The organism is Streptomyces sp. NP160, from assembly GCF_006335115.1.
Taxonomy (GTDB): Bacteria; Actinomycetota; Actinomycetes; order Actinomycetales; family Quadrisphaeraceae; genus Quadrisphaera.
The window spans coordinates 203697-221957 of record NZ_VDMJ01000006.1; the positions used below are offsets into that span (position 1 = coordinate 203697).

Sequence of the window (18261 nt, forward strand, 5' to 3'; positions counted from 1 at the left end):
CAGAGGTGGTTGTGCGCCGTCGCGAGACGGGTAGAGACGGGACGAGACGTGACACTCGCGTGCCACTGTCACGCCTTCACCCGATGGCGGCGATCGCCTGCTCCGCCAGGGCGACCACGGCTGAACCGATGGCCGTACCGGTCCCCGACACGGCGACCTCGGAGACCTTGGCGAGCAGCTCGCGCAGCCGCCCGCGATCCGGCTGCGGTGCGGAGGCCTCGGCGCGGAGGTCCGCAGAGACCTGCGCGGCGACCTGCGTCTGCGCCGAGTCAAGCCCGAGGATGCCCCGCGCGTCGTCGAGCGCCTGCGCGACGCCCAGGACCTGCTGGCGCGTCTCCGTGCTGATGGAGATGGACTGCTGAGCCCCGGGACTGTGGTCCGCGATGTTGATGTTGCCGCCGGTGATGTTGTAGTTGGTCACCGTGCTCGGCGAGGGCACGTCATCGCCGGGGAGGCTCGGGGAGACGTCGTTGACCGAACGCTTGGACTCCACCACGTCCTCACCAGCGGCGGTGATGCTGGGACGCGGGATCCCCCCGCCCCAAGAGCCCTGGCCACGGAGGAAGCCCTTCTCCGCCAGCCAGCGAGTCGCATCCTCGATCTCCTGCTGCGAGAAGCCCAGGCCGTAGTAGTAGCCGTAGCCGGTCTGGTGAATCCAGCTGATGATCGGGTGGCTGTCCCCCCGAGCGTTGCTGTCGTACAGCCACCGCAGCACCGCGTCGCGAGCCGCGCGGCGCCGGCCGACGATGTCACCACGCCGGCTGCGTAGCTCGTCGATGAAGTCGATGCCGCGCTGGGTGAGGGAACAGGACGTGCCCGAGAAGCCGAGTACTCGAAGAGGTCTCACCCAGCCGCGGTTCTCGAAGTCAGTGAGGTAGCCGGCCAGCGTCTCGACGCCGTAGCTCGGCTCCTGCTCGGCGAGCTGGCCGTAGCGGACATCGACCATCGGCTTGCCTTCCGCCTGGTCGTACAGCCAGTCGAGGATGGTCAAACGCTGGAGCCACGACTCGGACAGGGGGTAGCCCTCGGTGAAGTCCACGTCGCGGAGAGTAGGGACGACCTCTGACAGCCCGGGATGACGGCGGCCGGCTCCTCCGCCACCGGATCGTCATCAGGGGCCGTGAAGACGCCGATGCCCCTCCGGGAGGTGACCGAAGGGGCATCGGGTGGTCGCCTGGCGAGGGCAACCGACCGTGCAGCGCGGATCGGGCGGAGGACGGGCCGCGGACACGCTGCACGGGGTCTCAGGAGGTGGCGATCCGCACGATCCGCGACGGAGCCGCGTACCCAAACCCGACGCGGCAGGTGAGCCGCAGGGCCACCTGGTCGGTGCTGAAGAACGCGGAGCGGTCCACGTCCAGGGTGGCGCCCTTGCGGAGCACCACGAAGCTGGTCGAGCCATCCAGTGCCCACACGACGCCTGCCGGCACCGCGGCGGAGACGTACAGCGGCCTGCCCTCGATGGTGCGCCGGGTCGGCTGAGCGGCGTCGGAGTTGGGCGCGAGCAGCGGCACCTGCGAGCCGGTCGCCGCCTTGATCTTCGCCAGTGACAGCGCCGTAGTCGGACCAGCCACGAAGCTCGTGACCTGCCCGCCCGCCTGCTCGATCTTCGACGCGGCCTCAGCGAACGGGTCGAGGCTGGTGAAGTTGCTACCGGCCGAGACGGTCTGCACCTCGGAGCCGTTCGCGGCGGCCAGGGCCTGCAGACCAGCTTGCGCCGGGGCCGGGAGGTCGCCGAACCAGGCACCGTCGAGGTTCTGGGCCAGCTTCGCCACGAGCCCGTCGCCCAGGGCGTTGAGCGGGTCGATCTCGGCGTCGTCGACCTCCTCGGAGGACACGACGGAGATCGCGGCGACCTTGGTCGGCCGCACGACGACGGACGTGAAGGACGCGTCGGTGAGGTCGATGGGCGAGGCCTCATCGACCCAGCCGCCGCCGGGCAGCGCGCTCATCACCGGGATGCGGTACTCGGAGCGGTCGGTCTGGCGAAAGGTCGCGGTGCGAAGGGCGACGGACTCGGCGACGAGAGGTCGGACGACGAGCTCGGCGACCTGCTCGGGGGCGAGCAGCGGTGCGCCGGAGGTGCGGTTCAGGGCCACGGTGGGTCTCCAAAGGGTGCGAAGGATCGGTGTCCTCCGCGCCCTCCGTCACGGGCCACGCGGGTACCCCTCCCGGGGCCAGGTGCAGCACATCCCCCGGGCTCCCTGACGGCCCACGCGGCGAGGCGGTGCTGCTGATGTCGATGTTGCTTGGCATGGGCCGTCCAGCGGTGGGACTACGTCGTCCTCGGCACCGGCGTGGCTGACCGGCTGATCGCAGTCCTCCGGCTAGAGTCCGCCCATGCCCGAGTGGCTGGTGGATCTCACGAAGTGGCTTGCGACGGCTGCACCGCTGCTGCTGGCGTTCCAACGCTTCCTGAACGCGCCGAACGCGCGGCGAGCCCGGTTCCGGGAGGACGTCGAGCTACTGGAGAAGTTGCCCGCCGGGCGCGCGCACGAGCTCATGCAGGCGCGCATCATCCGGAAGCTTGAGCTGGAAGACAGCGTCTACGCGCCAAGTCGGGACACCGGCCCGATGGTCGGGGCACTTGTCATGACTGCGCTGCTGGCCGGTGCTGTCTGGTGGTTGTTCAGCGATCCCTCGTGGTGGCGGACAACCCTGGGGGTCATCGCTGCCCTCTTGATGGCGTTCTTCGCGTTCGGCGCAGCCGAGAGCGGTGCCGAGGTCCCTCGCGATGCGAAGGGCAAGCGGATCACTCCAGCGGCTACCCCCGGCACTTGACTGCCGAGCGCTGCTGATCCACCAGCCAGCACCGACTACGCCGGGCCCAGCTCCCCGCGGCGGGCGCGCAGGTCGCGCAGGTGCCAGTCGCCGCCGTCCGTCGCACCGGTCGGCGACCACACCGGGTCGAACAGGTGCGGGAACTCGGTGCGGGCCTCAGCGGCCAGGGTGGGCACGTCGTCGAGGGTGCAGCCGATGCCCCAGAGCATGTACTCCAGCCCCCGGCGGTCGGGCCGCGCGAGGAAGCGACCGGCGGGGAGAGCCGCCCAGACCTCGGCGTTCGTCAGCCCCGTGTCGTGGGCGGCGGCGCGCCAGAGGGTCGCAGCGGCTCGGTAGCGGTGGGCGGCCAGCTCGTCGCCCGACACCAGGGACCACACGGCCGCGTCGCGGACGCGCAGGCACCGGGGTGGCTCGGTGACCGGGGCAGCGGCAGGGGGGCGCAGGGACGGCATCACGCGCTCCGAGGAAGCTGCTGGACGCCGCGCATGCCTCGACGCTGCGCCTGCCGCAGCGGGCCAGAGGGGGTCTGGCTGGTGGAGTAGCCCTGGGGGACCCTGAGCGCCACGAAGATGCGGGCCTGCGCGAGCGCGAGCTGCCGAGACTCGGCGATGGCGGGGTGCACGCGGCGGGCACCGCGGGCGCTGGTGACCATGTAGCCGTCCTCAGCGACCGCGGCGTCGAGCGCGGCGATCTTGTCGGCCATGGCGCAGGCGGTGGCGAGGATGACCAGCTCGTGCACGTCGAACGTCAGGTGGGTCAGCAGCCGGTCCCACAGGGCGGCGCCGTGCTCGCCGAGGGTGGCCGGCGCGGGCGCGGGCGTGGGGGCGGTGTCGGTCATCGCGGCCTCTCTGGGCCGTAGGGGGCCCTGTGTCGACTTCTACTCAGGTGTTCGCGCATCGGGCGGCTCGCTCCGTAGGTCTCTCCTTGGACGGGTCGAGGGGGCACTGGCCAGGGTGTTCATGAGACGGCGCCCGGGTCAGAGGTCGGCATGCCAGGCAGCGTCGAGGCGCGGACCTGGGAGAACCGTCTCGCTCGAACGCTCGGGCTGAGGAAGACGACGTCGGTGGTCGAGTCGCGCACCTGCTGCTCCGACGCGCCAGCCGCGAGCAGAAGCTCTCGCTCGCCGAACGACACAGCGCGCGAGAACGACCACGTCTCGCTGTAGCCGTCGTGCTGTCCGCCGTCGAGGTTCGACCTGATCGCAGCGCGATCGCGATCGACGATCGTCATCACGTCCTCGTCGCGACCGACGAGACACGACGGCGCGTGACGCGAGAGGAGCCCCTGCCGGGGGGCCACCCACACCGCCCCCTGGCACCGTGGGCACGTCGGGGCAGTCACCGGTCGCCCCTGAACAGCGAGGCCCAGCCGCCCACTCGGGGCAAGGGGGCTCTGGCCCCGCCGTCGAAGTCCGCCCCGGTCTTCGCGGGGCGGGCCACGGCGAGGCCAGGGCGCTGTGCAGCGACGGCGGCCGCGGCCTCAGCGACGAGGTCAGGGTCGACGACGCCGTCCTGGTCGAGCAGCTCGTCGAGGGTCACGCCGCCCAGCTCGGGGGTCAGGACGTCGCCGGGGGCAGCGAGGGCGGTGGCGGCAAGCCGGTGGACCTCGCGGGTCTGGGCTGCGGCGAGGCGGGACTCAGCGGCCTCGGCGCGGGCCACGGCCTCCTGGGCACGGAGGCGCTGCGCACGCCGCCCAGTGGGCTCGTCGGGGGTCTCCTCAGCGCCGGGGGCGTCCTCGACGTCGGGTGCCTGGGGCTCCGCGGCGGTCGTGTCGACGCTCACCAGGCCACCGCCACGCCGGTCGCGGTGAGGAACGTCCGGGTCCGGGCGCCGTCGGCGACGCGGATCGTGACCAGCCCGTCCAGGTCGACGATGTGCCCCAGGGCTACGAGCTGGGCGGCCTCGACGCTGGCGACTGGGCGCTGGTCGATGACAACCCACGAGGTGCCGGCCGGGCGGGGGTCGCGCTGGTGCAGCTCCGCGACAGCGGTGGCCGCGGTGGCGAGGTCGGAGTCGAGCAGAGCCAGCTCCTCGTCGAGGGCGAGGCAGGTGCCGACCTCGTGGTCAAGCGGCAGCAGCGACGCGCGGGCCGGGGGCGCCCCGGCGTAGCTGCCGCCGGAGCACTCGTCGCAGCGGGCAGCGCCGTCACGGGTCAGAAGGGTGACCGGGTCGCCGGTCAGGGGGTGGGTGAGCATCGTGTTCCGTCCGTTCGTTGATCTGGGCACCGGCCGGGTGCCTCACGCACCAGCCTCCCGAAGATCGCGGCGGCGGTGGGGCACCATCGGGCGTCAGCGCTGCACCCGCGGCCACCAGCGGGTCCGGGTGCCGTCGAGGGCCAGCTCGACCACGACGCGGTCGGTGGTGGCCGTGACGCCGCGGGCCTGCCAGCAGTCGGCTTCCGCGCCGGTGGTGGCGCGCTCGGTGCGGGCGGGCAGCCCGGCGTCGCGGAGGCGGTGCAGCGCGGCGAGGTCGGTCACCGTCTCGCCGGCCAGCTCCTCGGCGATCGTGCAGCCGTTGACGTGGTCGAAGTCCGGGGCCTCGGTGCCCGGGGCGGTCGAGCCGCAGCCGGGGCAGCCCCCGCTCACCAGCGACGGCGGCAGCGTCATCCGGCCCTGCCGGGGCACGCGGCTAGCCACGGTGCCGTCGGGGTTCCCGACGACGTCCTCCCACTGCACGACGGCGCCGTCCAGCAGTGCGGCGGCTGCCGGGGTGAAGCGACGGCGGGGTGCGGTCATGGGCTCTTCCTCTGGGTCAGGCCGCGGACGCGGCGGTCGAGCAGTCAGCGCGATGGCTGCTGCCTTGGGAGCAGGACGAGCACGGCTCGCCGAGGGCGTCGGTCAGGTCGACACCAGACAGCGCGGGGAGGAGAGCAGCCCTCGACGCGGAGGGGGTAGGACCCGTTCCCGACCCGTTCTCACCTGTTCCGGAGTACGGGTTGGACCCGTTCTCCGTACCCGTTCCCGGTCCCCGGTCCCTAGACCGGGAACTGGTACGGGTTGGGTCCTGGGGGTGGGTGGAGGTCGACCCGTTCTGGTCGACGGAGAACGTCTTCGCTGCCGCGTCGCCCGCGTAGGGCTTGGCTGAGCGCAGGGTGTTGCCGCCCCCGTTGCGCGCCGGCCCGTCCGCGACGAGGTAGCCCTCGGCCTCCAGCAGCTCGACCGCCTTGAGCGCAGCGCTCCTGTTGCCCCCCGCGCGGTTCGCCAGCGAGTTGCGGCTGAGCGGCTCGGGGCTGTTCTGGGCTGCCTGGGAGACGCGCTGCATCAGCGTCGTCGGGCGGAAGGTGTCGCCGCCGCTCTCAGCCGGCTGCGCGAGGTCGGTGCGCGGCGGGTCGAGCGTGGCGACGATGCGGCCGGGGTTGGTGGAGTCGATGGTGAGCACCGCGGTCTCCTGGGTGCGGTCACTCTTGCGCCAGGTGCCTGAGTAGGGCCGAACACGTCCGCCGCGGTCCTTCGCGACGCGCAGCGCGAGTGAGCCGCGCATGCCGACGCCGAGGGGGCTGACGACCTCCACCACGTAGGCCGCGCCGTCGAGGGCGGACATCTTGGCCTGCCCGCCGATGGCGAACCGTCCGCGGGTGTCGGCGTTCTTGGTGACGTGGTCGACCATCACGACGGCGCCGCCGGTGCGCTGGGCGAGGCGGCGGGCGACCTCGCGGACCCAGCGGGTCACCTCGTCGTTGTCGGTGCTGGTGGCTGCGATGGTGGCCAGCGCCTCGGTGACCCCGTCGAGGATCACCAGATCGGCGGGCTGGCGGAGCAGCTCGAACCAGGCTTCCTGCTCGGCGCGGCTGGTGTTCGGCCCCACCTCGGGGCGGCGGTAGTCGAAGCGCTCAGCGATATCGGCGCGCTTGACGCCGAGGCCCAGCAGGCGGCCCACGACCGTCCCCGCGTCGGACTCGTAGTCGAGCATCACGACTCGCCGGCCATCAGCGAGGACGTCGCGGGCACCCACGAGTGCGGCCCAGGACTTGCCGCTCTCAGACTCGCCGTGGAAGGAGTGGACCCGGCCGGCGTACAGCAGTGCCCGGCCGTCAGTGCGGCGCAGCAGCTCGGGTTCCTGCGGCTTGTGGGTGCCGTCGAGGTAGGCCGTGAGGTCGATGCGGCCCCACGACGGCGACTCCGTCGTGTCGTCCTGCTGCTCGGTCAGCGTGTCCGCGTTCCTGATGGACGCGGGGTCGTGGGGGGTGTCCCGCTCGTCGAGGGGGACGCCGGAGTCTTCCCACGCCGGCTCGTCAGGCATCGGTCGGAGCCCCAGGGAGTCACGGGCCTGGTCCTCGGTCATGCGGGCGGTGCGCTCGACGGCGTCGCGCCAGCAGCGGCCCGCTTCGCGCTCCGGGTTCTCGCTGCTGCCACGGGTGGGCAGTGCCTCGAAGAGCCGGGCCACGACCTCGCGCTGTCCGGCGGCCAGGTCGACGTCGGTGATGAGCCCGAGGCGCTTGGCGGCGGCGAGCTTGCACTCACGCGAGAACGTCCAAGAGTGCCACTCACCGCGAGGCGGGTCCTCCGCGATGCCGGCCAGCAGCTTGGTGACGTAGGGGTGGGTGTGGGCGGCCGTGGGCCAGCCGTCCGGCGCTGCCAGCACCTCCGAGCTGAGGTCAGCGCGGTTCGCATCGACGCTCAGTGCCTCGACCCACGCGACAGGCAGCCCCGGGAGGTCGTCACGGCTGGGCACGACCCCGGGCGGCAGGCTGACGCCGTCGGGACCGGTCCAGTAGTAGGTCCGGCCCTCGGGGTGGATCGACGGCGCCACGACGGCGTAGCGGTGACCGTGCTGGATTACCTCGACGTGGGAACCGAACCCGGCGGTGGAGAGCTGCCCGACGAGCACGGTGCCGGGCGGCACCCGGAACCACCGGATGCCGGAGACGCCATCGTTGCGAGAGGTGGACGTGAACGTCCGGGGCAGCGGCTCCAGCACGCCCTCTGCTCGCCTGACGGTCTGCGCGCCCTGCTTGCCGGCGTAGCCATCGACATCGATGCCGACGACGTCGTCGGCGACGCGCATGCCGAGGTTGGCCGTGGGGTTGTCCTCGATGGTCGCCAGGATGTCCGGCCAGGACAGGTCGACGCCGGCTGCGCCCGTGATGCCCCGGGGAGGCTCGGCCTTGCACCGCGGGGGGAGGGGGAACGGGCTACCGAGGCCCGACTGGTAGACGTCCTCGGCGCCGTCAGCGAAGGGGGTGGGCTGACGCTCGCCGTCAGCGTGGGGAGACATCGTCAGCCGGCCCGCACCGATGCGCGCAGCTCGCGCAGCAGAGCACCGGAGGCGCGGAGACGGGCGGAGTCGCGGTTGCCCGCGTTGCCGTTGCGGAGGATCTGGTCGATGACGGCACCGCGGGAGGCCTGGAACACGTGGACCAGCGCAGCGGTGGGCGTGCGCCCGGTGCGCTCGACGAGGTCAGCGATCTCGGCGCGGACCGCGGCCTTGTCGACTTCGCGGACCTGCTCAACCCAGCGCCCCCGGGCGACCTGGGGCAGGGGCTGCGGCTTCACGATGCGGCGCTCAGCTCGGGGGTCTCGCCGAGCATGCGGCGCAGCTCGGCGGTCAGAACGCGGGTGCTGCTGCCGACGGTGATCGACGGCAGCTCGCCGGAGTGCACGAGCCGGTAGGCCGTGGCGCGACTGATGCGGAGCACGGTGGCAGCCTCGGCGACCTTGAGCGCGGGGGTGTCTCGCCAGTCCGAGACGGAACTGTTGGGCGTCATGAGATGAAGCTACACCACAACCGGTGACCATCATGGTGCACAACGACAGGTTTCGTCTCGGGCGGGCTCACTCGTCGGCGGGCGCCCGTAGGCTGTGGGTCATGGGAGACGAAGCGACAGGCTTTGACCGGGGAGTCATGGGCTACCGCAGGGACCGCAGCGGAACCGTGTGGCGGATGACGGCAACCGGGCGCGGGCATGGCGGGCGCTGTGAGGTGACCGACCTCCGGCTGGAGAGCGGAGGCCTGGGACGGTTGACCGCAACGCTGCTGAGCCAGTTGGAGAGTCAGCTCTCCGACGTGCGGCAAGCGCTGGACGCAGGAACCTCGTTGCCGCCGGCAGCGTCGCCGTCGATGTTCGGAACCGACGAGGAGCTGGCAGGCGCCTGGGGGCGCCCCACCGCCGCCCCGGCTGAGCTGCCGGCCGCCAGCCGTGGGAAGCGTCGCGGACCCGTCCGCGATGACACCGTGTGGCGACGGCGCGCGGAGACGATGGCAGCAGCCTGGCGCGAGCGTCAGCCGATGATCCAGGCGCTTCGCGACCTTGAGCCCGGCGCGAGTGAGTCGACGTACCGCAAGCGCATCGACCGCGCGCGGGAGTGGGACCGCGACACCGGCGCCGGCATCCTGGCCGACGTCGGCCGGGTGCAGGGGTCGCCCTTCTTGGTCAAGGCGTACCCCGACCCGTCCCCGGAGGAGATCAACGACGAGTGGCTGGACCCCGCGACCGGGGAGCCGCGCTCGTGAGCGCCGAACCGATCACGAAGAAGACCGCGAAGGACGGCACCGTGAGCTACTGGTGCCGCATCGACGTCGGGCTCGACCCGGCCACCGGCAAGCGCCGGCAGCGCCGCAGCTCGCACAAGACGATGCGCGAGGCCCGCGCATGGCTCGCCGAGCGCCGCGTCGAGGCGGCTCGGGGTACCTACGTCGAGCGGACCGACACCACCGTCGGGGAGTACCTCGACCAGTGGCTCGCTGGCCGGCAGAACCTCCGGCCCTCGACGCGGTCGGGCTACCGGCTCGCACTCGCGCCTTACGTCGAGCAGCTCGGCGGGGTGCCCGTCCGGAACCTGAATCGTCGGCACCTTGAGGACGTCCGCGACCGGCTCCTCTCGGGCGAGCTGCGGAAGGTCGGCATCCGGAACGGTTCTGCCCGTGTCGGCGGCAAGCCGATGTCCCCCCGCAGTGTGTGCATGGGGCTCGGCCTCGTGCAGCAGGCGCTCGACATGGCGGTCCGCGACGACATCGTGGTGAAGAACGTCGCAACCTACGTCGAGCGCCCCACAGGTGACGCGAAGGCGGGGGCGGCCTGGTCGGCGGAGCAGGTCGAAGCCTTCCGCGCCGTTGCGCTCGACGACCGCCTCGCGGGGGCATGGGCGTTGTCCCTGCTCGGCCTCCGTCGCGGGGAGGTCTGCGGCTTGAGGTGGGACCGCGTCGACCTCGACGCGGGGCTTGTCCACGTCGACTCGACGCGGGTCTACGTGGCGGGAGAGGAGATCTCCAGCAAGCCGAAGACTCGACGAGGAGTCAGGACGGTCCCGCTGCCGGCGTGGGCGTTGGAGGCCTTGCGCTACACCAGGTCGCGGCAAGCCCACGAGCGTGCCGCTGCAGGGCTGCCCGGCCATGTCGGGGAGTACGTGGCGGAGAACGAGGTGGGCGCACCGGTCCGACTCGAGTGGTACTCCGACGCCTTCGCTCGTCTGGCGAGAGAGGCCGGCGTCCCAGTCATCCGCCTGCACGATGCCCGGCACACGTCGGTGACGCTGATGCGTGCCAAGGGAGTGCCGGATGCCACGACCGCGGCGTGGCACGGGCACTCCGAAGCGGTGATGCGCTCGACCTACACCCACGTGGGCGTTGATGCGATGCGCGCCGCTGCTGCGGCCTTGTGACAGTCCTGTGCCACTGAGTCTGCTCATCGTGACTGATGCGAGAAGCAAGGACGGCCCCGACCGGCGTTTTTGCTGGTCAGGGCCTTGCAAGATGGTGGCCAGGAGCGGGGTCGAACCGCTGACCTTCCGATTTTCAGTCGGACGCTCTACCAACTGAGCTACCTGGCCGGGCAGGCCATCTCTGGCGTCTGCTCGGGTCTTGCTGGCGACCCCGACGGGACTTGAACCCGCGACCTCCGCCGTGACAGGGCGGCGCGCTAACCAACTGCGCTACGGGGCCATCGGGGCTCTCACCCCGGTGACACTGGTCTTGCTGTACCCCCAACGGGATTCGAACCCGTGCTGCCGCCGTGAAAGGGCGGTGTCCTAGGCCACTAGACGATGAGGGCGAGCCCTCGAGTCGAGCGTCCTAGGTCTCACGCGGACGTTGACCGTCGAGGACGTGGATGAGCATAGCGGGTGTCTGGAGTGGGTACGGCACTCGGGTGGGCGCGCCACCCCGGCGCGCTGCTGACCAGGAGGACTGCACCTGTGAAGACCCGCGCGATCGGCGACCGCACCGTCTCGGAGATCGGCCTCGGCGGCATGCCCATGTCCATCGAGGGTCGGCCGGACCGCGAGCGGTCGATCGCCACCATCCACGCCTCCCTCGAGGCGGGCGTCACGCTCATCGACACCGCCGACGCCTACCACCTGCACGGGAACGAGGTGGGGCACAACGAGGAGCTCATCGCCGAGGCCCTGCGCTCCTGGGGCGGCGACACCAGCGGTGTGCTCGTGGCCACCAAGGGAGGCCACCTGCGCCCCGGTGACGGCTCCTGGACCCAGGACGGCCGCCCCGAGCACCTCAAGGAGGCCGCGAAGGCGTCGGCGAAGCGCCTCGGCGTGGACGCGATCGGCCTGTACCAGTTCCACCGCCCGGACCCGTCCGTGCCCTACGCCGACTCGGTGGGCGCCCTGGTGGAGCTGCTGGACGAGGGCGTCATCCAGATGGCCGGCATCTCGAACGCCGACCCGGCGCAGATCCGGGAGGCCAACGACGTGCTGGGCGGCCGGCTGGTGAGCGTGCAGAACCAGTTCTCGCCGGCGTTCCGGTCCTCGCTGCCGGAGCTGGAGCTGTGCAACGAGCTGGGTGTCGCCTTCCTGCCCTGGAGCCCGCTCGGCGGCATCTCCGGCGCCGCGGAGCTGGGCGGCTCGCACGCGGCGTTCAAGGAGGTCGCCGAGGAGCGCGGGGTCAGCCCCCAGCAGGTGGCCCTCTCCTGGGAGCTGTCCCTCGGCGACGTCGTCATCCCGATCCCGGGGTCCAGCCGTCCGGAGACGGCGCGCGCGTCGGCCGAGGCCTCGGAGCTGGTGCTCACCGCCGACGAGGTGAACCGCCTCTCCGCCGCCTGAGGCACCTCCCGTGATCATGGCCGGTCGACCGCCCCTCGGGTGGCCGACCGCCCATGATCACGGTCGGGGACGGGTCAGAGCGGGTGCGTGAGCAGGGTGTCGAGGTGGGCCCGCAGGGCCGCGGGCATGTCGGTCGGCGCGGAGCTGTCGCGGTCCAGCAGCCACTGCACCTGCAGGCCGTCCATCACGGCGACGACGACGGGCGCGTGCACCGCCGGGTCGACCCCGGCGCGCAGGTCGCCGTCCTCAGCGGCCTCCCGCAGGGACCTCTCGAGGTTCGCGCGCGTGGTGGTGTACCTGTCGGCGAAGTACCGGTGCCCGGGGTGGTCCGGAGCGGTGGACTCCGCCGAGAGCACGCAGTAGAGCTCGACCTCGCCGGGCTCGGCGGCGTTGGCGGCCACGATCTCCACCAGCGCCCTCAGGGCCGCCGTGCCGCGAGCCCGGATGACGCCGAAGCGCTCCTCGGAGACGGCGTCGCGCCGCTGCAGCACCGCCTCCAGCAGCGCCTCCTTGGTGGGGAAGTGGTGCAGCAGGCCGGGGTGGGAGATGCCGCAGCGCGCCGCGATCTCGCGCAGGGAGGCCGAGCGGTAGCCGACCTCGCCGAAGAGCGCGCGGGCGGTGTCGAGGATCTCCTCGCGCCGCAGGCGCCCCTTCGCGTAGCCGCGCAGGGGCTCCTGGCCGGCGGTGGAGGTGCTGGTCACGTCCACCATGGTGACAGGTGATCTCCGGGGTGATCCATGCCTACCGGGTGGTTGGAGTTCACCGTACGCTGCCGCCCATGACCACCGACGGAGCTGGATCACCCACCGACCGCGCCCAGCGGGCCCCCCTGGACCCCGAGGCGGTCCTCGCGGCGCTCTCCCTGGAGGAGCAGGCCCGTCTGCTCGACGGGTCCGACTTCTGGCACACGCAGCCCCTGGACGAGCACGGCGTGCCCGCCGTCATGGTCACCGACGGCCCCCACGGCCTGCGCAAGCAGCCCACCGACGGCGACCACCTGGGCCTGGGCGGCTCCGTGCCCGCCACCTGCTTCCCGCCCGCCGCCGGGCTGGCCTCCTCCTGGGACGTCGACCTGCTGCAGCGCGTGGGCACCGCCCTGGGCGAGGAGTGCCGGGCCGAGGGCGTCGCCGTCCTGCTCGGCCCCGGCGTCAACATGAAGCGCACCCCGCTGTGCGGGCGCAACTTCGAGTACTTCTCGGAGGACCCGGTGCTCGCCGGAGACCTCGCCGCCGCCCTCGTGCGCGGTGTGCAGTCCCAGGGCGTCGGCACCTCGCTCAAGCACTTCGCCGCCAACAACCAGGAGACGCACCGCATGAGCGTCTCCGCGGAGGTGGACGAGCGGACCCTGCGGGAGGTGTACCTCACGGCCTTCGAGCGCGTGGTCCGCACCGCCCAGCCCTGGACCGTGATGTGCTCCTACAACCGCATCAACGGCGTCTACGCCAGCCAGGACCCGTGGCTGCTCACCCGCGTGCTGCGCAACGAATGGGGCTTCGAGGGGCTCGTGGTCTCTGACTGGGGCGCTGTCGACGACCGCCCGCTCGGCGTGGCCGCCGGGCTCGACTTGGAGATGCCGTCGTCCTCCGGGGCGTCCACCGCCAAGGTGCTCGCCGCCGTGCGCGAGGGCCGCCTGTCCGAGGCCGACGTCCGCACCGCCGCCCGCCGCGTGCTGCAGCTGGTGGCCAGGGCGCAGCCCGGCCTGGCGGAGCCCCGCCCCTACGACGCAGCCGCCCACCACGCCCTGGCCCGCGAGGCCGCGCAGCGCAGCGCGGTGCTGCTGAAGAACGACCCCGTCGGCACCTCGGCCGGTGCGGCGCCCCTGCTGCCGCTGGACGCCGCCGCCGCGGGCGTCGTCGCCGTCGTCGGGGAGATGGCGCGCACGCCGCGCTACCAGGGCGCGGGCAGCTCCCAGGTGGTGCCCACGCAGCTCGACGACGCCCTCACCGCCCTGCGCGACGACCTCGAGGGGACCGGCGAGGTGCGCTTCGCCGCCGGGTACTCCCTCGACGACGGCGAGCAGGACGACGACGGCGCGCTCGCCGACGAGGCGGTCGCCGCGGCGCGCGGCGCCGACGTCGTCCTGCTCTTCCTCGGGCTGCCCGGCTCCTACGAGTCGGAGGGCTTCGACAGGACCCACCTCGACCTGCCGGCGTCGCAGCTCGCGCTGCTCGACGCCGTGCTGGAGGTGACCGAGCGCGTCGTCGTCGTGCTGTCCAACGGCTCCGCGGTGCGGCTGCACCCCTGGGCCGACCGGGTGCCCGCGCTGCTGGAGGGGTGGCTGCTGGGGCAGGCCGGCGGCTCGGCCGTGGCCGACCTGCTGGTGGGGCGCGTCAGCCCGAGCGGGCGGCTGGCGGAGACCCTGCCGCTGCGCCTGGAGGACACCCCGGCGTTCGGCGCCGGGTTCCCCGGCGAGGGCGGCGTGGTCCGCTACGGCGAGGGCGTCTTCATCGGCTACCGCTGGTACGACACCCGCAGGGCCGCGGTCTCGTTCCCGTTCGGGCACGGGCTGACCTACACGACCTCCGCGTACGACGCCCTGTCCGTGGAGGTCACGGGTTCCGGGGCCGACGCGGGGCTCCGGGTGGCGCTGACGGTGACCAACACCGGATCGCGCGCCGCGGCCGAGGTGGTGCAGGTCTACGTGGCCGACCCGGTCGCCGAGGTGGCGCGTCCGGACTCCGAGCTCAAGGCCTTCGCCCGCGTCGAGCTGGAGCCGGGGCAGTCTCGGGCGGTGTCGTTCGAGCTGGACGCGCGGGCGCTGTCGTACTGGAGCCCCGTCCAGCGCCGCTGGGTGGTCGAGGGCGGTGCGTTCGAGGTGCGGGTGGGCGCGTCCTCGCGCGACGTCCGGCTGCGCGAGACGGTGCAGGTGACCGGCGAGGACCTCACCCCGCCGGTGGCCGTGGACGCCGAGATCAGCACCTGGCTCGACCACCCGGTGGCCGGGCCCGCGCTGCGGTCGGTGCTGGAGCGGTCGGGCGGCGGGTTCGCCGGGATGGTCGACGACCCCGAGCACGGGGCGATGTTCCGCGCCATCCCCCTGGTGCGCATGGCCCGCTTCCCCGGCTTCCCCGCCACCGAGGCCGAGCTGGCGCAGATCGCGGAGCGCGCGAACGCCTGATCCCCCTCCTGCCCGTGACCGCGGTGGTGAAAGGACGGTGGGGGTGCCGGACATGGGCCAGGGTGAGCACCGTGGCCGGTGGGGTTGACGAGGACGAGGCGGCCCGGCGCGCTCGCTTCGAGGCGCTCGCGGCCGAGGTGCTCGAGCCCGTCCGGCGCTACCTCGCGCGCCGCGCGGGCGCGGCGGTGGCCGACGACGCCCTGTCCGACGTGCTGCTCGTGCTGTGGCGCCGTCTTGACGACGTGCCAGGACCCCCGGAGGCCCTGCCCTGGGCGTACGGCGTGGCGCGCGGGTGCCTGGCCAACACCGAGCGCTCGGCCCGGCGGCAGCGGCTGCTGGCGGCGCGCGTCGCCGTCGTCGACCCGCCCGGCGTGGTGGGCCTGCGCGGCGACGAGGACGACGACGGGCGCCCCGACCCGGGCCCGGTCCGCGAGGCGCTCGCGGCGCTCGCGGTGAGCAGACCGGCGTCGGCCGAGGTGCTGCGGCTGTGGGCGTGGGAGGAGCTGGCGCCGGCGCAGATGGCCGTGGTGCTCGGCGTCACCCCCAACGCCGTGAGCATCCGGCTGCACCGCGCCAAGAAGGAGCTCGCCGTCGAGCTCCGAAAGACCGGCGGTGTTGCCGGACAGGTGGGGGCAGGAGGGCGGACGGGGTGAACGACGACGAGCTGCGCGCGGCGCTGCGCGGCGCCGACCCCGCGACCTCCCTCCCGCCCGCGGACCGGGCGTGGGTCACCGACCACCTGGAGGACGCCGTGACGAGCACCCGCCCCACCCCCGCCGCGCAGGCCTGGGACGCCGACGGCCGGCGCCGGGCCGCGCGGCGCCGCCGTCCCTGGCTGGTGGGGATGGCCGTGGCGGTAGGCGTCGCCGCGGCGGCCGTCGTCGCCGTCCCGGTGGTGCTCTCGCGAGCCCCAGGCCTGGAGACCACCGCGCTGACCGCCGAGCCCTTCGACCCCGCGACGGCCTCGTGCCTCCCCGTCCCGGACCTCCTGCCCGGGGTCGACACGGCGTTCGCCGGGCGCGTGACGTCGGTGGACGGGGACCGGGTGGTGCTCGAGGTGGAGCGCGCCTACCGCGGGGAGCCGGGAGACCGGGTGGTGGTGGACGCCCCGCAGCAGGACGGGACGTCGGCGGCGCTGGTCGGCGGATTCCCCTTCGAGGTGGGCGGGGATTACCTCGTGGCCGCCACCGCCGGTCGCGTCGCGGTGTGCGGGGCGTCGGGGCCGGCGGACTCCGCGCTGCAGAGCGAGTACGACCGCACCTTCGGCTGATCCGGTGTCCCGCCGAGCATGCAGAANNTTCTGCATGCTCGGCGGGACGGTCCCGTGACGACGGACTCGCAGGAGTGCCCCGGGCGGGGCGTGCGAGGGTGGGCCGGTGCCCGTGGAGATGAGCGAGGAGGAGTTCGAGGACGCCGTCGCCGACGGCCTCGACGCCCTGCCGGAGGAGCTCACGCGGATGATGAGCAACGTCGTGGTGCTCGTCGAGGACGAGCCGCCCGAGGGGGAGGACGAGATCCTCGGCCTCTACGAGGGCATCCCCCTCACCGAGCGCGACTCCGGGTGGGACGCCGGGGCGCTGCCGGACCGGATCCTCGTGTTCCGCGGCCCGACCCTGCGCGCGTGCGAGACGCGCGAGGAGGTGGTCGACGAGGTCGCCGTCACCGTGGTGCACGAGGTCGGCCACCACTTCGGCATCAGCGACGAGCGCCTCCACGAGCTCGGCTGGGCCTGACGCCCGCACCAGCGGCGCCGCTGGGTGGATCCGCGCCACTGCGTGACTGGCACGGGGTGGCCCCGTGCCAGTCCTACTGGCACAGGGCCACCCCGTGCCGGTCAGCGGGCGGGACCGGCGCCGCCGGGCACCCCGAGGAGCGGGTCAGCGGCGCTTCGCGCGGCGCGCGGCCTGGCCGGGGTTGCGCAGCAGGTCGAGCACGGCCCGCTCGACGGCCCCGTGCGTGCCGGGCTCCCCGAAGGCCGCGCCCTCGCCGAGGTCGGTCAGCGCGGGCTCGATCGTCGTCCCGTCCTCGAAGAGGTCCACCACGCGCGGGTCCACGTAGGAGGCGCGTGCCACTGCCGGGGTGTTGCCGAGGTACTCCGAGACCTCCCGCATGGCCCGCGCCACCGCGCGCTTGCGCGCCGTCGGCGACTCCGCGGCGTGCGTCGACACCGCCAGCGCCACAGCCGCCAGCACCGTGGCGTGCCAGGTGCGGAAGTCCTTCGCGGAGACGTCCTCCCCGCCGAAGGCCGCCTTGACGTACTCGTTGATGTCGGAGCTGGTGACGTCGTGCCACCCGGCGGCGTCCTTCCACGCCAGGAGGTCGTCACCTCCGCCGCGCCGCCGCTTCATCACCCCGACGGCGTCGTGCACCTCGGCGTCCACCAGCCGCAGCGTGCGCCGCTTGCCGTGCTTGGCGGTGTAGTCGAAGACCACCGCGGACCCGTCCAGCCGCACGTGCTGCTTCTCGATGGTCGCCAGGCCGTAGGACTGGCCGCTCTCCACGTAGCCCTCGCCGCCGATCCGGAAGAACCCCAGGTCCAGCAGCCGGAACGCGCACCCCAGCGACCGCTCGCGCGGCATCCCCGGCAGCGCCAGGTCCTCGGCGGCCCGCGCACGGGCCTCGGGCAGCCGCTCGGCCACCTGCAGCACCCGCTCGAACTTCGCGCGGTCGCGCTGGAGCCGCCACTGCGGGTGGTACAGGTACTGGCGCCGGCCGGCCTCGTCCGTGCCGACCGCCTGGATGTGGCCCTCGGCCTGGGGGCAGATCCACACCTCCTTCCACGCCGGCGGGATGACGAGCGCCCTGCAGCGCTCGCTGTCCGCCGCGGGCAGGCGCTTGCCGGAGCCGTCCAGGTACGTGAAGCCCTTCCCGGAGCGGCGCCGGGTCCAGCCCGGCGCGTGCGGGGAGACGGTGAGCAGCTCCAGCTCCTCGACCTCCACGGCGACGGCGGCGCTCACGGCGACGTCACTTCTTGAGGGGGTCGTTGCCCCAGTTCATGAGGGAGTAGCGCCAGCGCGAGTGCTCGACGTCGTCCTCGGGTCCGCCCTGCGCCGCGTGGCGGTCGACGTAGCCGACCACCTTGCGCATGTGCTGGACGTCGTCGTCGGTGAGGTCGTCCTTCTTGGTGCGGAGGATCTCGACGATCCGCCGTCCCGAGGCGTGCCCGGTGGACTCCCCGGAACCACCCGACTTCTGCCCGACCTCCTGCGACTCGTCGGTCTCGAGCCAGTCCTCCAGCTCCTTCGCCGTCATGTTCACGGCGCTCTTCCAGTCGTCCCAGACCTCGTCGAGTCCGTCGGCGCGCTTCGTCACCCGCCGATGGTCCGTCGGGCGGCGCCGGCCCGCACCTCCGCGGCGCCCACCCGCCACGCTC

General features: G+C 73.1%; 22 protein-coding genes and 3 tRNA genes. 8 read left to right on the top strand and 17 right to left on the bottom strand.

The window, feature by feature from the left end:
* Positions 1-76 precede the first annotated feature (76 nt).
* Positions 77-1039 (bottom strand): hypothetical protein, encoded by a 963-nt coding sequence (locus tag FHN55_RS05030; protein ID WP_139711135.1) that lies wholly within the window; start codon positions 1037-1039, stop codon positions 77-79.
* A gap of 205 nt (positions 1040-1244) precedes the next feature.
* Positions 1245-2099 (bottom strand): phage major capsid protein, encoded by an 855-nt coding sequence (locus FHN55_RS05035; protein WP_180357648.1) that lies wholly within the window; start codon positions 2097-2099, stop codon positions 1245-1247.
* Positions 2100-2340: 241 nt separating this feature from the next.
* On the opposite strand from FHN55_RS05035, the gene FHN55_RS05040 reads away from it, so the two are divergent.
* Positions 2341-2781 carry a hypothetical protein gene (locus tag FHN55_RS05040; protein WP_139711137.1) on the top strand — a complete coding sequence of 147 codons (441 nt, stop codon included), beginning with the start codon at positions 2341-2343 and terminating at the stop codon, positions 2779-2781.
* 35 nt (positions 2782-2816) lie between these two features.
* On the opposite strand, the gene FHN55_RS05045 is transcribed toward FHN55_RS05040, so the two are convergent.
* The 9 genes from FHN55_RS05045 to FHN55_RS05085 form a co-directional block, all read right to left on the bottom strand.
* Positions 2817-3233, bottom strand: a complete 417-nt coding sequence (locus tag FHN55_RS05045) for a hypothetical protein (RefSeq protein WP_139711138.1) — start codon at positions 3231-3233, stop codon at positions 2817-2819.
* Positions 3233-3619, bottom strand: coding sequence for a hypothetical protein (locus tag FHN55_RS05050; protein ID WP_139711139.1), 387 nt, complete (start codon positions 3617-3619; stop codon positions 3233-3235). Before FHN55_RS05050 ends, FHN55_RS05045 begins: the two co-directional genes overlap by 1 nt.
* 119 nt (positions 3620-3738) lie before the next feature.
* Complete coding sequence (locus FHN55_RS05055; protein WP_139711140.1) at positions 3739-4011, bottom strand: hypothetical protein; 273 nt, start codon at positions 4009-4011, stop codon at positions 3739-3741.
* A 107-nt stretch (positions 4012-4118) separates the two neighbouring features.
* Positions 4119-4562 (bottom strand): hypothetical protein, encoded by a 444-nt coding sequence (locus tag FHN55_RS05060; protein ID WP_139711141.1) that lies wholly within the window; start codon positions 4560-4562, stop codon positions 4119-4121.
* Positions 4559-4975 (bottom strand): hypothetical protein, encoded by a 417-nt coding sequence (locus FHN55_RS05065; RefSeq protein WP_139711142.1) that lies wholly within the window; start codon positions 4973-4975, stop codon positions 4559-4561. Before FHN55_RS05065 ends, FHN55_RS05060 begins: the two co-directional genes overlap by 4 nt.
* Before the next feature lie 93 nt (positions 4976-5068).
* Positions 5069-5515: a hypothetical protein gene (locus FHN55_RS05070; RefSeq protein ID WP_139711143.1), complete on the bottom strand. Its 447-nt coding sequence runs from the start codon at positions 5513-5515 to the stop codon at positions 5069-5071.
* 16 nt (positions 5516-5531) lie between these two features.
* Positions 5532-7994, bottom strand: a complete 2463-nt coding sequence (locus FHN55_RS05075) for a bifunctional DNA primase/polymerase (RefSeq protein ID WP_139711144.1) — start codon at positions 7992-7994, stop codon at positions 5532-5534.
* Between the two features lie 2 nt (positions 7995-7996).
* Complete coding sequence (locus FHN55_RS05080) at positions 7997-8272, bottom strand: hypothetical protein (RefSeq protein ID WP_139711145.1); 276 nt, start codon at positions 8270-8272, stop codon at positions 7997-7999.
* The gene (locus FHN55_RS05085; protein ID WP_139711146.1) at positions 8269-8484 is read right to left on the bottom strand and encodes a helix-turn-helix domain-containing protein; all 216 of its coding nucleotides are present in this window, start codon (positions 8482-8484) and stop codon (positions 8269-8271) included. Before FHN55_RS05085 ends, FHN55_RS05080 begins: the two co-directional genes overlap by 4 nt.
* Before the next feature lie 101 nt (positions 8485-8585).
* Between FHN55_RS05085 and FHN55_RS22545 the strand changes: the two genes are divergently transcribed.
* Positions 8586-9230 carry a hypothetical protein gene (locus FHN55_RS22545; RefSeq protein WP_180357649.1) on the top strand — a complete coding sequence of 215 codons (645 nt, stop codon included), beginning with the start codon at positions 8586-8588 and terminating at the stop codon, positions 9228-9230.
* Complete coding sequence (locus FHN55_RS05090) at positions 9227-10378, top strand: tyrosine-type recombinase/integrase (RefSeq protein ID WP_180357650.1); 1152 nt, start codon at positions 9227-9229, stop codon at positions 10376-10378. Before FHN55_RS22545 ends, FHN55_RS05090 begins: the two co-directional genes overlap by 4 nt.
* 92 nt (positions 10379-10470) lie before the next feature.
* Here the strand turns inward: FHN55_RS05090 and FHN55_RS05095 are convergent.
* The 3 genes from FHN55_RS05095 to FHN55_RS05105 all read right to left on the bottom strand — a co-directional run bounded on the left by FHN55_RS05095 (position 10471) and on the right by FHN55_RS05105 (position 10767).
* Positions 10471-10546: transfer RNA gene (locus FHN55_RS05095), tRNA-Phe, on the bottom strand.
* Between the two features lie 35 nt (positions 10547-10581).
* A tRNA-Asp gene (locus FHN55_RS05100) sits at positions 10582-10658 on the bottom strand.
* Between the two features lie 36 nt (positions 10659-10694).
* Positions 10695-10767, bottom strand: a tRNA-Glu gene (locus tag FHN55_RS05105).
* A 142-nt stretch (positions 10768-10909) separates the two neighbouring features.
* Between FHN55_RS05105 and FHN55_RS05110 the strand changes: the two genes are divergently transcribed.
* Positions 10910-11770 (top strand): aldo/keto reductase, encoded by an 861-nt coding sequence (locus tag FHN55_RS05110; protein WP_139711148.1) that lies wholly within the window; start codon positions 10910-10912, stop codon positions 11768-11770.
* Between the two features lie 74 nt (positions 11771-11844).
* On the opposite strand, the gene FHN55_RS05115 is transcribed toward FHN55_RS05110, so the two are convergent.
* Positions 11845-12471: a TetR/AcrR family transcriptional regulator gene (locus FHN55_RS05115; protein WP_257570704.1), complete on the bottom strand. Its 627-nt coding sequence runs from the start codon at positions 12469-12471 to the stop codon at positions 11845-11847.
* A 77-nt stretch (positions 12472-12548) separates the two neighbouring features.
* Here FHN55_RS05115 and FHN55_RS05120 point away from each other — a divergent pair, with 77 nt between their 5' ends.
* The 4 genes from FHN55_RS05120 (at position 12549) to FHN55_RS05135 (ending at position 16621) form a co-directional block, all read left to right on the top strand.
* Positions 12549-14888, top strand: a complete 2340-nt coding sequence (locus FHN55_RS05120; protein ID WP_139711150.1) for a glycoside hydrolase family 3 C-terminal domain-containing protein — start codon at positions 12549-12551, stop codon at positions 14886-14888.
* Between the two features lie 71 nt (positions 14889-14959).
* Entirely contained in the window at positions 14960-15541 is a 582-nt protein-coding gene (locus tag FHN55_RS05125) for an RNA polymerase sigma factor (protein ID WP_139711151.1), read from the top strand.
* Complete coding sequence (locus FHN55_RS05130) at positions 15538-16158, top strand: hypothetical protein (RefSeq protein ID WP_139711152.1); 621 nt, start codon at positions 15538-15540, stop codon at positions 16156-16158. The genes FHN55_RS05125 and FHN55_RS05130 overlap by 4 nt, the downstream gene beginning before the upstream one ends.
* A 118-nt stretch (positions 16159-16276) precedes the next feature.
* Positions 16277-16621, top strand: a complete 345-nt coding sequence (locus FHN55_RS05135) for a metallopeptidase family protein (protein ID WP_139711222.1) — start codon at positions 16277-16279, stop codon at positions 16619-16621.
* A 144-nt stretch (positions 16622-16765) separates the two neighbouring features.
* Here FHN55_RS05135 and FHN55_RS05140 read toward each other — a convergent pair whose 3' ends face one another.
* Both FHN55_RS05140 and FHN55_RS05145 read right to left on the bottom strand, forming a co-directional pair.
* A complete protein-coding gene (locus FHN55_RS05140; protein WP_257570705.1) occupies positions 16766-17845 on the bottom strand; it encodes a DNA topoisomerase IB in 1080 nt (359 codons plus the stop codon).
* Positions 17846-17852: 7 nt separating this feature from the next.
* On the bottom strand, positions 17853-18200 hold the full coding sequence (locus tag FHN55_RS05145) for a DUF3140 domain-containing protein (RefSeq protein ID WP_139711153.1): 348 nt from the start codon (positions 18198-18200) through the stop codon (positions 17853-17855).
* Positions 18201-18261: the final 61 nt, after the last annotated feature.